Below are 14,676 nucleotides of genomic sequence, written 5' to 3'. Positions count from 1 at the left end.
AGTGTGTTTTTTTTGTCTGAAATTAAACGGAAAAGGCTGCTTGCCAGTGGCAAACAGCCTTTTGTCGTCTGGTTGTGGTGTGTTGTTGGCTCGAAACTAGACGCTCATCATTTCACGTACCTTGCAGCCATCGATCAGGAAGGACAAACTGATGACGAGTACCAATTCGCCCTCGGCCGAACGAGCCGTGCCGGTGATGCCGGGCGTGCTGATGCAGGTCAGTGGTTTGATGACCAGATCGGCCGTGCCATCGACGGCGTCAACCGACAAAATGTAGGGATTCGGGGCTGCAATGACAATGCCGACGCGTTCTGTCGACGGCATGTAGCCGAGAATTTTTCCCAGTGATTTGACCGGCAAGGGCCGCCCGAGATCGCGCAATACCGGTTGACCACCGACACTTTCAAAGGTTTCCGGCAACTCCACCACACGTTGAACAGTTGCCATCGGCAGGGCCAGCGAGGCGCCATCGGTGCGTACCAACATGGTCGGGACGATCGATAATTCTATCGGCAGGCGAATCAGGAAGGTCGTGCCTTTGCCCAATTCTGAGGCGATCCGGATCGCGCCGCGATGGCGTTCTACCGCGGTTTTCACGACGTCCATGCCAACACCGCGGCCCGATACGCTCGAGGCGACTTCCTTGGTCGAAAAGCCAGGCAGGAACACTAACTGGAAGGCTTCGTCATCGGTGCGTGCATCATGGGCATTGATCAAGCCTTTGGAAATCGCTTTGTCACGCAGACGTTGGGCATCCATGCCTTTGCCATCGTCGGAGACTTCGATCATGACACTGCTGGCTTCTTGCCAAGCTTTGAGCGAAATCGTCGAGCGCGCCGACTTGTTGCTGCTGAGGCGGTCTTCCGAGGTTTCTATTCCATGGTCCAAGGCATTGCGCAACATATGCACGAGCGGATCGTACAGACTGTCGACGACGACGCGATCGACTTCGGTTTCGGCCCCGGAAATGTTGAGATCGACTTCTTTGCCGAGGTCACGCGCGAGTTCTCGTACCAAACGGGGGAATTTCTGGAACAGACGGCCGACCGGTTGCATGCGCGTCGCCAAAGTGGCGCGCTGTAATTCTGTCGAGTAGCGCGAGGCGCGAGTCAAGGTTTCCGTCAGTGCCGACATCAGCGGCGCAGCTTGGCCGTCGAATTTGAATTGCGATAATTTTTCCAGCAATACCGCGGCTTGATTAGCCGCTTGTACCGATTCACCCGCTACTTCCAGCAAGACATTGAGCTTGACCGCATCGATACGGATGCTCTCTTCTTTGGCCGGGGCATTTTGCTTGATTTCGGCGTTTGACAATGAAGTCTTGACGGCTTCGGTTTCTTCTTTGAACACCGCGTTGAGCGGGATTTCCGGTATCGGTGTACTTTCAACTGTAACAGTCGGTGCGCTGATGGGCGCAGCGACGGCTGGCGTGACGGCCTGGTAATAGGCTTGCCAGTCGATGCCATCGGCGCTGACTGGTGCCGGTGCTGGTGCCGGACTGGCCGGTGCTGCCGCGACGACCACTGGTGCCGCCTTAGCCTGCGCGGCTTTTTTGCTCACGCCCTTGCTTTCGATAGCATCGGTGAGCATTTTTTCCAGCGACTTTGGCATCGTCGACAGTTGTTCCGGCTGCGTGCCGTTGTTGAGCGCAGTCAGCTGGTCGGCGACAAAACCGCTCGCTTCCAAGGCTGCCTCAATCGCTTCGGGTGTCACGGCGACTTCACCGGTACGCAAAGCATCAAACAAGTTTTCTGTCAGATGGCAAGCCGACACCATCGCGCTCAGATTCATGAACCCGGCACCACCTTTGATCGTATGGAACGACCGGAAGACGGCATTGAGCGTATTTTTATCGCCCGGGTTACGCTCGAGAGAAAGCAGATGTTCCTCGACATTTGTCGCCAGGTCGAGTGCCTCGACGACAAATTCTTTGAGCATATCATCCATTAGAAACCCAGGCTGTCCAGAAGATTATCAACATCATCTTGTTCCAGTGCGGCATTGGGAACAGATGGGCCTTCCATCAATTCTACGGCTTTTTCTTTTAAATCCGACGGCGCATTGTCGAGCAGGATTTGCGCCAGCTCGCGTTCGACAGCTTTGTTGATGGCCACGACTTTTTTGATCAACTGACCGGTCAAATCTTGGAAATCCTGCGCCATCATGATGTCGAGCAAGCGTGCTTTTTCGGCGTCGGTTGCTTTGAGTACGATGTTGGCAAAAGTTTTCGAATCATTTGCCAGCGCCTTGAATTCTTCCACGCTCATTTTGCCGGCGAACAAGTCAGCCCAGCGGCCATCCATGCTCTTGGCTTTTTTGGCTAATTCATCTTGCTCCGGCATGCCCAGATCAGTGGCGTTGAGCACTTTATTCGCAGCTTGCTCGGTCAGGGTGGCGACGTATTCGAGGCGGTCTTTGGCGTCGGCTACTTGAATCGCCACATCCGATAGCGAACGATCGTAACCAAGCTGGCGCATGGAATCGTGCAACATGCGCACGACACTGCCGAGCCGATCAAACATCGGTTTGCCCGAATCTTCATCATCGTTGTGCGGGTTCAGCTTGGCCGGTGGTTCTACCCATGCTGCCGGTGCCTCGGCCACGACTGCTGCCGGTGCGACTGGAGGAGGGGCGACAACTGCGCTGTGTTGATTAGCCATTTCTTCAAACAATGCATCCAAGTCGTCTACTGAATCGGTCATAGTGCTTCACTCTCCATAATCGCTGTAACTTTTATGCAATTTTTCACACATCTTCTGGTTTGTCTCTCACTCTGAGTCAATATGTGCACCGATGACTCGCTGGTGCTTCATATTGAAATTCACAGCCTGGGGAAAACCGGATTTGCTGAAATTTTATCTTTGCAAGCCGTGTGTTTATGCTCATTCCATCATTGCCCGACCACGTGGTCGTGCCATCGTAGCAGCAACTAATTGCGCTTTGACAAAGCATAACCTAGGGAAATAAAGTTTGTCATGATTTTGTTTGATTTAATGCACATTCTGGATTTATTTGCTGCAGAGTGTGCAAAAAGTCTTCCGGTTTGAGAATTGAGAACAGTCCGGCTTTGCGTAGGCGTTTCGCCAGTTTGAGCAAGGCCTTGTCTTTGGTGATCAGAAATGCGGCCTCGCCATCACGGGCAATTTCCAAAAATTTCTGATCATCTTTGTCGCTGCAGCTCGGTAAGTGCAAGTCTGTGCGCGCTGCTGGTGCGATGCAAGTGATGTTGGCATCGTAATGCTGGCAGATTTTTTCATACGTGGCGGGACTGACCGGCAGGTGGGGGTAGTTCAATACGGCCAGCCATTCGGCGCGGCAATCGCTGCGGCAAACTGCTTCCAGGCTGCCGTTTTTCAATGCCTCGAGCAAATTCTGCCAGCGCGGATCGTGGAAAACGAACAAGTCGAGACAAACATTGGTGTCAATTACGATGCGCTTGGGTATGATGGCGGTCATTATCTCAGTCAGAGTCAAAATATATGCTTATTGTATTATCTCCAGCGAAAAGTCTGGACTATGAATCGGTGTTGAAAGAAAATATTTCCACTGTGCCAGAATTGCTCGACGATGCAGCCGAGCTGGCCGGCATCGCCAGTCAATTGACGGCAGCCGACTTGGCGCGCCTGATGACGATTTCACCGGCCTTGGCAGAACTGAATGCGGCGCGCTTTTCCGCTTGGAAAAAGAAACCGGCCGCCGCTGCCGTGCGGCCTGCCGTGTTTGCCTTTAATGGTGATGTCTATGAGGGGCTGCAAGCAGCGAGTTTGAATGCGGCCGAACTGGCGTATCTGCAGCAGCATTTACGCATTTTGTCCGGTCTTTACGGTATTTTGCGTCCGCTCGACCGCTTACAAGCCTATCGTTTGGAAATGGGGACGCGTTTGAGTAATCGGCATGGTAGTAATTTGTATGCATTCTGGGGCGACAAAGTCACGCAGATACTCAAGGATTTGGCTAGTCACGAGGCGACACCGGTCTTGCTCAATTTAGCCTCGGAAGAGTATTTTAAAGTGGTGAAGCCGAAATTATTTGCCGGTGAAATCATCACGCCAGTTTTTCAGGATTGGAAAAACGGTCACTACAAGATCATTTCCTTCTATGCCAAGCGTGCGCGTGGTTTGATGGCGCGCTATTGTGCCGAGCATGCCATCGATGACGTGCGCTTGATTCAAGCCTTTGACGTCGATGGCTATGCCTACAGTGCCGAAGAGTCGGATCAACAGAAATGGGTGTTCCGTCGCAAATTGGCCTGAAGAGCAACTAAATGGATCGTCGCAAGCGACGATGGAAAAGCCTCTGGAAGGGGTTTGCATCCCCTCCCATCGGGTCGCTCCTTCGTCGCTCACCGGCCAAAAGAGGCTGTCGCAAAAGGGTAGTGAGTCGGTATCATTACCCCAACTGGTGGCCACGTCATTCCTGCGCGCTTTTGGCAGGAACCCAGCGGCGTTCGTGCTTAACTGAAAATGCCAGAAATTGTGGCATTGTCAGTGTAAAAAACGACGCTGGGTTCCCGCCAAAAGCATGCGGGAATGACGAGGCTGTGGCATGCAGGAATGACGAGGCTGTGGCATGCAGGAATGACGAGGCTGTGGCATGCAGGAATGACGAGGCTGTGGCATGCAGGAATGACGAGGTATGCGGTGTTTCAGGTGTAAAAAACGTCCATCAGGCTTTTGCGACAGCCTCTGAAGGCCGGGGTTTCAAATCCTAGTCAGATTTTTGATGAAAAAAACCGCGCGGCAATTTTGCGGCGCGGTCGTTTGATCAAACTAATTCAAGCTGATTAATTCCAAAATTTCCACCAAACCTTGTTCTGTTTCTGTGTGCCGTTGACGAAAGCGCTTTGCGGAAAGTTTTTCGTGAACACGCGATTGGCATCGTCACGCAGTTCTATCATACCCATGGCATCATAGGATTTGACCAGAATATACAGCGCTTCTTCGGTCGACGGTGCATTCGGATACTCGGTAATCGCCGATTGCGCACGGTTGGCCGCGGCCAGATAGGCACCGCGCCGCAGGTAGTAACGTGCAACGTGAACATCGTATTGCGCCAAAGCATTGACAAGGTACTTCATCCGCGCGATCGCATCTGGCGTATACTTACTGTCTGGGAATTGGGTAGCGAGTTGCTTAAATGCATCAAATGAATCGCGCGAGGCTTTCGGATCGCGTTCGGTAATATCTTGATTTGCCAAGAAATTCATCAGACCAAGTTGGTCATTGAAACTGATCAGCCCACGCAGGTAATACATGTAATCGACATTGGCATGATTCGGGTGCAGTTTGAGAAAACGTTCGACTGCCGCCAAAGCCTGCGCCTGATCACCCTGTTTATAGTAAGCGTAAGCGGTATCCATTTGTGCTTGCTGGGCATAAGTACCGAACGGGAAGCGTGATTCCAGCTTTTCGAAGTACTGAATGGCCTTTTCATACCCGCCATTTGACATTTCGTCTTTTGCTTCAGCGTATAATTTTGATGCTGACCAGGTTTTGGTCTCGTCAGCCTTATCGCTAAAAACGCCACAGCCGCCTAAGGATAAGGAGGTGGCGAGTGCCAAAACCAGTAATTTCAGAGATTTAATGTGCATAAATTTGTGCGTGAGCATGAGAACAATTTACGGATTATAGCCGATGACAAAAAATGTGAAGCCTACTACAACAATGATTTTGTCAGATTCTGACCTTGACACCGACCTCGAATTGGTGAATGAAGCAGCAGAAGCGGATGAGGATTTTTCTTCCGTAGTCGAAAACATCGAATTAAAACTGACGCCGGTATGCTGTGGTGAACGCTTGGACAAGACCATTTCCAAGCTGGTTCCGCAGTATTCACGCAGTCGCATACAGCAATGGATAGAAGAAGGGCATGTCACGGTCGATGGCAAGCCGGGTCGGACCAAGATGACGGTGCTCGGTGACGAGCATATCGTGATCGTGCCACAACCGGCACCGGACGAAGGCGCGTATGCGCCGGAAAATATCGCCCTTGAGGTGGTGTATGAGGATGAGGCACTGATCGTCATCAATAAACCGGCCGGCATGGTGGTGCATCCGGCGGCCGGCAATTGGTCCGGCACCTTGCTCAATGGCTTGTTGTATCGCTGGCCGGTCTTGCTCGGCGTACCACGCGCCGGCATCGTCCACCGACTCGATAAAGATACTTCCGGCTTGATGGTGGTGGCCAAGACCTTGATCGCCCATACCGATTTGGTCCGTCAGTTGCAGGATCGCAGCGTCAGGCGCGAATACTACGCACTGGTTTGGGGTACGCCGAATTTGTCCGGTACCATTGATGCGCCGATGGCCAGGCATCCGCGCGACCGCATTAAAATGGCAGTGTCGAGCAGCATGTTGGCGAAACCGGCCATTACTCATTTTCAACGACTAGGTAGCGGCTTGCTGGAAAAATTTCCAGTCAGCCTGGTGGCTTGCCAACTTGAAACTGGACGTACGCACCAAATCCGCGTGCATATGCAGTCGTTGAAATTTGCCTTAGTCGGTGATCCTCTGTATGGCAAGCAACATCTGGCACGCTTTTTCCCGCGTCAGGCTTTGCAAGCACGCAAACTTGGTTTGATTCACCCGGTCAGTGGCGAGCATATCGAGTGGCAAGTGGAAGTCGCGAGCGATTTCGCTGAATTGCTCAGCAGCGCTGGTATCACGCTGTAATGGTGGCGCTGCAGTCTGCTTGGCATGGCTTGCAGCCAGATTGGCCATTGCCACCGCGCATTAAGGCCGTCAGCACACAGCGGGCTGGCGGGCTCAGTGGCGGCCCCTATGGCGCGCTCGATGGCGCTGGCGGTCTCAATCTGGGCGACCATGTCGGTGATGCGCCGGCCGCGGTACAGGCGAATCGACGTCTGCTCGCGGCGGCAATTGGTGCCGAGCCTGTATTTTTATCCCAAGTTCATGGAATTCGCGTTGTGCCAGCTGAAAATTTGCTGCCTGGCGAGTCTGCCGATGCGGTGTTTTCTGCTACTCCCGGCGTAGTCTGTGCGGTCTTGACGGCCGATTGCCTGCCCGTATTGTTTTGCGACAAGGCTGGAGTAGTGGTTGCTGCCGCGCATGCAGGTTGGCGTGGTTTGGTGGCTGGTGTCTTGGAGCAAACGGTGGCACACATGCGTGCTGCCGGTGCTGCTGACATCAGCGCGTGGTTGGGGCCGGCAATCGGCCCGCAACAGTTTGAGGTAGGTCAAGAAGTTGTTGATTTATTTACACTTCGACACCCGAATACTTTACAGTATTTCGAGAAAAAATCAGTGGATACCACGCAATTTGCTGCGCCGCATAAATATCTGGCCGATATTTATGGTTTGGCACGTTTGATACTTAAGCAAGTCGGGGTGGACCAGGTGTGTGGTGGTGAGCATTGCACCGTTACTGAAGCAGCGCGATTTTATTCTTATCGCCGTGATGGTGTGACGGGACGCATGGCCAGTTTGATTTGGCTGGAATAATTCCTGTCAAGCTTGATCGGTGTAGGAATTTTCTGATTTTTCTTCAATAACTTGTTTTTGTTGCACTGCAACTTCACTTTCGCCACGCCGGTGCTTGCGCAGTGTGCTGCCCATCAGGTATAAAACTATTGTTAATGGGAAAACACAATACATGAGGAAAGTCATGCAGCCGGCGACGACCGATGGTTCTGTAATGGCCATGAGTAAAACGACGTAAACCCAGGCGATGGCGACAATGTACATGAGAGCAAGTTTTGGAGTGAATCGGAAATCAGTAGCTTAACCGGGCAGTTTTGAAGGGGAAATGTTATCAGCCATATATACAGCCGCAAGCTTGGTATGAATCCGCAACAATACGCGAAAATCAGGAGACACGCATGAAGACTTTCGATCCTCAAGCTATGTACTCCGAATGGATGTCACAGCTCGTCACACAAAATCCTTGGCAAACATGGATGAAACCGCCGGCCGCCGTCAGCCAAGCTCCGGTGCTCGATTTACTCAAAGAAGCCGGGGCCACTATCGATCAGGCCGCCTTAACGCAGCTGCAAAATGATTATATGCGCGAATTTGCCCAGCTCTGGCAAGACTTTGCGAGCTCTAAATTGCCAGACTTGCGCGACAAGCGCTTTGCTTCACCCGGTTGGCATAACCATGCCATGCACTCTTACAGCGCCGCCTCGTATTTGCTCAATGCGCGCTTTTTAATGGCTTTGGCCGAGAGTGTGCAAGCGCCGGCGAAAACAAAACAAAAAATATTTTTTGCGGTGCAGCAAATCATTGATGCCATGTCGCCGGCCAATTTTTTGGTCACGAACCCGGATGCGCAAACCAAGCTGATAGAAACCAAGGGGGAGAGTCTGGCCAAAGGCATCACGCAGATGTTGGCGGATATGCAAAAAGGCCGCATCAGCCAGACCGATGAATCGGCTTTCGAAGTAGGCCAGAATGTCGCCACCACCGCCGGTACGGTGGTATTCGAAAACCGCTTGTTCCAGTTGATTCAGTATCAGCCGCTGACCAAGACCGTACATCAGCGTCCTTTATTGATGGTACCACCATGCATTAATAAATTTTACATCCTCGATTTGCAGCCGGAAAACTCCTTGGTTCGCTATGCGGTCGAGCAGGGAAACACGGTTTTCTTGGTGTCTTGGGCCAATCCCGATGACAGCCTGGCGCAGGTGACCTGGGATGATTATGTCGAGGAGGGCGCAATCAAGGCCATCGAGGTCGCGCGTGCCATCAGCGGTGTCGAACAAATCAATGCCTTCGGTTTTTGCGTAGGCGGCACCATTATTTCGACCGCACTCGCCGTTTTGGCTGCGCGCTCGGTACACCCGGTCAGCAGCCTGAGCTTACTCACTTCTTTGCTCGATTTTTCCAATACCGGCATCCTTGATGTGTTCGTCGATGAAATGCAGGTCGGTTTGCGCGAAAAGAGCATAGGCAAGGGTGGTTTGTTAGCCGGTCGTGAATTGGCCAGCACGTTTTCCAGCTTGCGCGCCAATGATTTGGTCTGGAATTATGTGCAAGCGAATTACCTGCGTGGTGAAGCGCCACCGCCTTTCGATTTACTGTATTGGAATGCCGACAGCACGAATTTGCCGGGACCGATGTTTTGCTGGTATCTGCGCAATACCTATTTGGAAAACAAGCTGCGCGAGCCGGGTGCCTTGACGGTTGCCGGTAGTCCGGTGGACCTCGGTCGTATCGCGGCACCGGTATTTATTTACGGTTCGCGCGAAGACCACATCGTGCCGTGGGAAGCGGCCTTCGCCTCGACCCGTTTGCTCAATCCGCAAGCAGCGAAAAACAACCGTTTCATACTTGGTGCTTCGGGCCATATTGCCGGCGTGGTGAACCCGCCAGCTAAGAAAAAACGGAGTTACTGGCACAATGATGAGGCAGTCGCCACGCCCGCTGATTGGCTTGCCGGGGCCACCGAAGTGGCGGGCAGTTGGTGGCCGCTGTGGTCAGAATTTCTGGCCGAGCATGGTGGCGCCATGCGCAAAGCGCCGACTAAGCCGGGCAGTGCTGCGTATCCGGCCATCGAGCCAGCGCCGGGGCGCTATGTCAAAGTTCGCGCCGAGTAAGCTCGCTTCTCTCGGCAAGTAAGACAGGCATGCTGCGGCGTTGCATGGCGTGGCGTGTCGGGTTCATGAGTAGTGTAAAGATTGACCATTCAACAGGAGATCAAATATGGCAAAACGAGTTGCGTATGTAACTGGCGGTATGGGTGGAATCGGGACTCCGATTTGCAGACGTCTGTGTAAAGAAGGCTATACCGTGGTGGCAGGTTGTGGCCCGAATTCTCCTCGTAGAGAAAAATGGTTGGCAGATATGCGTGCAGAAGGCTGGGATATCCATGCTTCTGAAGGTAATGTTTCAGATTGGGAATCGACCCGTTTGGCGTTTGAAAAAGTACGCGCAGAAATCGGCGAAGTCGATGTCTTGGTCAATAACGCCGGCATTACGCGTGATGGCCAATTCCGTAAGATGAGCAAGGCAGATTGGGATGCCGTCATGGATACCAATCTCAATTCGCTTTTTAATGTCACCAAACAAGTCATCGAAGGCATGGTTGATCGTGGCTGGGGCCGTATTATCAATATTTCCTCGGTCAATGGTCAGAAGGGACAATTCGGTCAAACCAATTATTCCACTGCCAAAGCCGGTATCCATGGCTTCTCGATGGCCTTGGCTCAAGAAGTCGCCACCAAGGGGGTCACCGTCAATACGGTCTCGCCTGGCTATGTCGGCACCGACATGGTGAAAGCGATTCGTCCGGATGTGTTGGAGAAAATTGTCAGCGGTATCCCGGTCAAGCGTCTTGCCGAGCCGGAGGAAATTGCCTCCATCGTCGCTTGGATAGCTTCAAATGAAGGTGGTTATGCGACCGGATCGGATTTTTCGATCAACGGTGGCTTGCATATGGGTTAAGTTGTGTTTCGGCACGCAAACACGCAGCTTTCGTCTGCGAAAGCGCTTTGCGCGTGATTGTGTGCCGATTTTTTGCCGCAATACGGTAGAATAGTCCCATCGGCAGTGTACGTCGCCAAGTCGGCGTGCCTATGCAGGTGCAAAAAAACCAAAAAAAAATGGGGACAATCAGCTTATCGCATTTTGCTTTTAAATGCGCGAGTTTGCTTGCTTGAGTCCGGCTTCCGATCGAAGCGGGATGTGGATTCGTTAATTGAGATTGCAATGAACAGCGCCAAAAAAACAATACAGCATCTGATCAAGAAATACCCGAATCGTCGCTTGTACGATACCCAGACCAGCAGCTATATCACGCTCGTTGATGTCAAACAATTCGTGCTCGAAAATGATGATTTTGCGGTGATCGATGCCAAAAGCGGCGAAGATCTGACACGCAGTATCTTGTTGCAAATCATTTTGGAAGAAGAAGCCGGCGGCTCACCGATGTTTTCCAGCGTCGTGCTGTCGCAAATCATTCGTTATTATGGCCATGCCATGCAAGGAATGATGGGCAATTATCTGGAAAAAAATGTGCAGGCTTTCATCGATATTCAAACCAAATTGTCGGAAAATTCCAAAGGCATTTACGAAGGTAAGCCCTTCAGCCCGGAAATGTGGACGCAGTTCATGAATGTGCAAGGGCCGATGATGCAGGGCATGATGGGCAATTACATCGATCAAAGCAAAAGCTTGTTCGTGCAAATGCAAGAACAAATGCAAAGTCAGACCAAAAACATGTTCAATACCTTCCCGTTTAATCCGGAAGATGTGAATAAAAAATAAAGCCAGTACGGATGCAAAAGGTACAACAGTGGATACGCTTTGTACCTTTTTACTCACTCTTTATGTGCACTACTGAAATACGCCGCCAAGAAACTGCCGTTATGCCGAAAGTGGCGGTCATCTCGCTCGCTTGCCCGTAAGAGCCTTCAGGTAAAAAGAAAGCCCATCAAATGATGGGCTTTTTGCTTGGGTGACAACTGAATGGATCGTCGCAAGCGACGCTGGAAAAGACTCTGGAAGGGGTTTGCCTCCCTTCCCATCGGGTCGCTCCTTCCTCGCTCACCGGCCTGTAGGCCGGTGTTTCAAACCCTAGTCAGATTTTTGATGAAGATCTATCATGTAGCAGCTTCCTCTTTGGACTCTTTACTTATTGCGTCCAAGGCAGCTCTGGATAGAAAGCCACTTCTTGTTTCGTGGCGTTTTTCTACATAAGTATCGATCTTGCTAAGAACAAAGCGGGGAATGCTGATGTTTATAGTGGATCCACATATCCGGACAACAGTTTAAACTAGTGTCTGTCGAAAAGAGACGAGGCAGACCATGAGTGAAAATAAGAGAAAAATATTTAGCGGCGCACAAAAAGCCAAGGTGGCAGTTGAGGCGATCAAAGGCGAAAAGACGATCAATCAGATCGCCCAAGAGTTCGGGGTGCATCCGACGCAGGTCAGCCAGTGGAAGAAAGAATTACTGGAAAATGCAGGCAGTCTGTTTGAAGGTAAACGCGGTCCGAAACCGGCCAGCACACAGAACGACCCAGACCGTCTCTATGCCAAAATTGGGCAACTGAATATGGAACTCGATTGGCTTAAAAAAAAGTCAGGGATCAGCCTGTAACGGTACGATTGCAGTGGGTAGAGCCGCTCTCTGCCCTTTCAATCGCCACACAATGCCGTCTCGTTTCAGTCACGCGCTCGGTCGTGTACGACAAGAAAAAGCGCTTGCAGGAAGAGATCAATCCGTTTGATAGTTTGCTGTTGCAATTGCTTGACGAGGAATACACCAGACATCCATTTTACGGCACGCGACGCATGACGCATTACTTGCGAGACTGTGGCCATACAGTGAACCGAAAGCGCGTACAGAGGCTGATGCAGCAACTGGGATTGGCAGGTATGGCCCCAGGCCCCAACACCAGTAAAGCGCATCCGCAGAACAAGATTTACCCGTACTTACTGAGAGGTATCGACGTCACTCGACCAAATATGGTCTGGAGTACAGACATCACATTCATCAGGCTGCCGCGGGGTTTTGTGTATCTGGTGGCGATCGTTGACTGGTACAGCCGGAAGCTGCTGTCCTGGCGGTTGTCGAACACGATGGATGCGGGGTTTTGCGTGGACTGCTTGGAAGAAGCCATAAAATGGTATGGAACGCCGGAGATTTTTAATACCGATCAGGGTGCGCAGTTTACCAGCCAGGCCTTTACTGGGCTGCTGCTTAGAAACGGCATCAAAATCAGTATGGACGGTCGCGGTCGGGCGCTGGATAATATTTTTGTTGAGCGCTTATGGCGCAGTGTGAAATATGAAGAAGTGTATTTGAAAAAGCATGAAAGTATGCCGGAATTGGTGATCGGCTTGGCGAACTATTTTATGTTCTACAACGCTGAGCGTAAACATCAATCATTGGGTTATCAAACGCCGGAAACCGTGTATGGCTCAGGCGTGGGCGGCGGTGCCAAGATCGTAAACAAATTTGGTACTGAACTGCCTGATTCAAAAAAGCTAGAAAAGAAAAGCACGGTAGTGATGTAGTGCGAATAACGGGGCAGCGCCGCGCAGCTGTGGCAGAAACAGGCACTATCTTAAACTCTTTGAATAATTGTCTGGACTTAGGGGGCCACTTTAGTTTATTCGCTCTGGTTTTGTGTCGATTTTGGACATATCCACGTCTACTACAGCCCATATCCCATTGGCATATTCTGGGTCTTGAATTAAATTATCAATTTTTGATGCGGTAATAATGAATGGTTCATTTAATTCGAGCAATATTGATACGTGACCGTAAATCGCTACTTTTGTGTTTTTGATTGCCTCTTCAATAGTTTCTCCGTGTGAATAGCAACCTGGAATGTCGGGAACCGATACTCCATATACGCTTCCATCTTCTTTGTGTATGACGACGGGGATATCCATGTTTAGCCTCTCTAGAAAAGACATTTTTTCTACTTTACCCTAATGTTTTTCAAATGTAATGTAATTAAATTTAACTGAAATGATATAAAAATGTGAGTTACTTGAATTGAACTGGTTTAAAAAGTTTTTGTTCAAATGTGCAAAAAATAGATTAACAGTATTTTTAGTAAAAAAATCAGATTCATTTGAGTCCGGTTTTTTTTAGGATGCTGTGAACTGTACCAATTGGCAAATCTTTCTTCGGGTGTGGTACCGTCAGCAAGTTAGGCTTCGTCGGGTGCTTGAAATGATGATGACTGCCAGTGGTACGTACATGTCGCCAGCCATCTTCTTCCAGCATACGAATTAGCTCTTTCGAGTTCATTTTGCCTCCATACATTCGGATGGTTGTGTGTAATCATACACACAAAAAATAAGAGTAAGTTAATTGTGTATTCGTATGTATTTATTTTTTTTATTTGAAAATATACAAGAGACAGCGCTATACAATAAGGGAAATATTAGTGTCTAATTTTAATGTTAAATAAAAATAAATACGGTCTATCACGAAGAATTCCAAACCCGATCGCGCGGGAAATTCGTCAACGATGCGGTTTTGGTTGCGTAATTTGTGGCCTTGCTTTTTATGACTATGAGCATTTTGACCCTGATTTTGCAAATGCTACTGAGCACAATCCGGCAGGAATGACTTTGCTATGCTCTCAATGTAATCAGAAGCGTGCGCGTGGTCGTTTATCTGCCGAAATTGTTGCTAGACACAATGCTAATCCTAAATGTAAGCAGCAGGGATATTCAAGTGAGTTGTTTGATTTTGGTTTGGAACCAATAAGGATTAATTTTGCTGGTGTCTCATTTTTTAATTGCACGCATTTAATTGTTGTAAATGGGTGTCCCATCCTTACTGTGACCCCGCCGGCAGACGCTGGACAGCCAGTCCGACTTTCTGGGCAATTTACTGATTCAAAGGGAAGGCTTACCCTGAAGATTCAGGATAATGAATTTTCAGTTGGTTCTACCAATTGGGATGTCGACTGCATAGGTCCTCGTATAACGATTAGACGTGGACTTGGCGATATTTCGTTGGTTCTCAAAATGAATCCACCAAATGAGTTGATAATTGAGATACTTGAAATGCAATCTCATGGTGTTTTTTTTCGTGGTAATTCAGATATTCTTGAAATTTCAAGGGATGGCGGGAGAAGTTGGAATAGTTGGAGTGGCTGTAGCATCAGTAATTGTCAAGTTGGTATTTCCATAGACAATGGTCGACGTGCCGTAAATGATCGTATATATGATTTAGGCTGAGTTGAGCTCTGT

The 14,676-nt window shown here is 50.1% G+C and carries 15 protein-coding genes and 1 pseudogene; 8 read left to right on the top strand and 8 right to left on the bottom strand.

Translation table 11 applies throughout. From position 1 onward, the window contains the following. Positions 1–96 precede the first annotated feature (96 nt). The 3 genes from RHM61_RS18155 to RHM61_RS18145 all read right to left on the bottom strand — a co-directional run bounded on the left by RHM61_RS18155 (position 97) and on the right by RHM61_RS18145 (position 3,456). Entirely contained in the window at positions 97–1,947 is a 1,851-nt protein-coding gene (locus RHM61_RS18155; protein WP_322248719.1) for a chemotaxis protein CheA, read from the bottom strand. Then, on the bottom strand, positions 1,947–2,702 hold the full coding sequence (locus RHM61_RS18150) for a protein phosphatase CheZ (RefSeq protein ID WP_322248718.1): 756 nt from the start codon (positions 2,700–2,702) through the stop codon (positions 1,947–1,949). Before RHM61_RS18150 ends, RHM61_RS18155 begins: the two co-directional genes overlap by 1 nt. A gap of 271 nt (positions 2,703–2,973) precedes the next feature. Then, a complete protein-coding gene (locus RHM61_RS18145; RefSeq protein WP_322248717.1) occupies positions 2,974–3,456 on the bottom strand; it encodes a putative toxin-antitoxin system toxin component, PIN family in 483 nt (160 codons plus the stop codon). A 23-nt stretch (positions 3,457–3,479) separates the two neighbouring features. Between RHM61_RS18145 and yaaA the strand changes: the two genes are divergently transcribed. Next, positions 3,480–4,253 (top strand): peroxide stress protein YaaA, encoded by a 774-nt coding sequence (gene yaaA, locus RHM61_RS18140; protein ID WP_322248716.1) that lies wholly within the window; start codon positions 3,480–3,482, stop codon positions 4,251–4,253. A gap of 530 nt (positions 4,254–4,783) precedes the next feature. Here the strand turns inward: yaaA and RHM61_RS18135 are convergent. Beyond that, positions 4,784–5,590 (bottom strand): outer membrane protein assembly factor BamD, encoded by an 807-nt coding sequence (locus RHM61_RS18135; protein ID WP_322248715.1) that lies wholly within the window; start codon positions 5,588–5,590, stop codon positions 4,784–4,786. Positions 5,591–5,663: 73 nt separating this feature from the next. Between RHM61_RS18135 and RHM61_RS18130 the strand changes: the two genes are divergently transcribed. After that, positions 5,664–6,671, top strand: coding sequence for an RluA family pseudouridine synthase (locus tag RHM61_RS18130; RefSeq protein WP_322251127.1), 1,008 nt, complete (start codon positions 5,664–5,666; stop codon positions 6,669–6,671). After that, positions 6,671–7,459 (top strand): peptidoglycan editing factor PgeF, encoded by a 789-nt coding sequence (gene pgeF / locus RHM61_RS18125; RefSeq protein WP_322248714.1) that lies wholly within the window; start codon positions 6,671–6,673, stop codon positions 7,457–7,459. The genes RHM61_RS18130 and pgeF overlap by 1 nt, the downstream gene beginning before the upstream one ends. A gap of 6 nt (positions 7,460–7,465) precedes the next feature. Here the strand turns inward: pgeF and RHM61_RS18120 are convergent, their stop codons facing one another. Next, on the bottom strand, positions 7,466–7,702 hold the full coding sequence (locus RHM61_RS18120; protein ID WP_322248713.1) for a hypothetical protein: 237 nt from the start codon (positions 7,700–7,702) through the stop codon (positions 7,466–7,468). 134 nt (positions 7,703–7,836) lie between these two features. Here RHM61_RS18120 and phaC point away from each other — a divergent pair, with 134 nt between their 5' ends. The 3 genes from phaC to phaR all read left to right on the top strand — a co-directional run bounded on the left by phaC (position 7,837) and on the right by phaR (position 11,224). Beyond that, complete coding sequence (phaC, locus tag RHM61_RS18115; protein WP_322248712.1) at positions 7,837–9,555, top strand: class I poly(R)-hydroxyalkanoic acid synthase; 1,719 nt, start codon at positions 7,837–7,839, stop codon at positions 9,553–9,555. Positions 9,556–9,661: 106 nt separating this feature from the next. Then, on the top strand, positions 9,662–10,402 hold the full coding sequence (locus RHM61_RS18110) for a 3-ketoacyl-ACP reductase (protein WP_322248711.1): 741 nt from the start codon (positions 9,662–9,664) through the stop codon (positions 10,400–10,402). Positions 10,403–10,666: 264 nt separating this feature from the next. Further along, positions 10,667–11,224 (top strand): polyhydroxyalkanoate synthesis repressor PhaR, encoded by a 558-nt coding sequence (gene phaR / locus RHM61_RS18105; RefSeq protein ID WP_322248710.1) that lies wholly within the window; start codon positions 10,667–10,669, stop codon positions 11,222–11,224. A 335-nt stretch (positions 11,225–11,559) separates the two neighbouring features. Here the strand turns inward: phaR and RHM61_RS18100 are convergent. Continuing rightward, positions 11,560–11,700, bottom strand: a pseudogene (locus RHM61_RS18100) (type II toxin-antitoxin system HicB family antitoxin); the annotation flags it as partial. Positions 11,701–11,764: 64 nt separating this feature from the next. Between RHM61_RS18100 and RHM61_RS18095 the strand changes: the two are divergent. Further along, a protein-coding gene (locus RHM61_RS18095) for an IS3 family transposase (protein WP_322248146.1) occupies positions 11,765–12,978 on the top strand; the annotation gives its coding sequence in 2 pieces (ribosomal slippage) (positions 11,765–12,041 and positions 12,041–12,978; 1,215 coding nt in all). Between the two features lie 90 nt (positions 12,979–13,068). Here the strand turns inward: RHM61_RS18095 and RHM61_RS18090 are convergent. Then, the gene (locus tag RHM61_RS18090) at positions 13,069–13,359 is read right to left on the bottom strand and encodes a type II toxin-antitoxin system HicB family antitoxin (RefSeq protein ID WP_322248709.1); all 291 of its coding nucleotides are present in this window, start codon (positions 13,357–13,359) and stop codon (positions 13,069–13,071) included. 181 nt (positions 13,360–13,540) lie between these two features. Next, complete coding sequence (locus RHM61_RS18085) at positions 13,541–13,723, bottom strand: type II toxin-antitoxin system HicA family toxin (protein ID WP_322248708.1); 183 nt, start codon at positions 13,721–13,723, stop codon at positions 13,541–13,543. A 152-nt stretch (positions 13,724–13,875) separates the two neighbouring features. Here RHM61_RS18085 and RHM61_RS18080 point away from each other — a divergent pair, with 152 nt between their 5' ends. Beyond that, entirely contained in the window at positions 13,876–14,664 is a 789-nt protein-coding gene (locus tag RHM61_RS18080) for a hypothetical protein (RefSeq protein ID WP_322248706.1), read from the top strand. Positions 14,665–14,676 lie beyond the last annotated feature (12 nt).

It is taken from the genome of Undibacterium sp. CCC3.4, assembly GCF_034347425.1.
Classification (GTDB): domain Bacteria; phylum Pseudomonadota; class Gammaproteobacteria; order Burkholderiales; family Burkholderiaceae_D; genus Undibacterium.
This window is presented reverse-complemented; position numbering and strand designations above follow the sequence as displayed.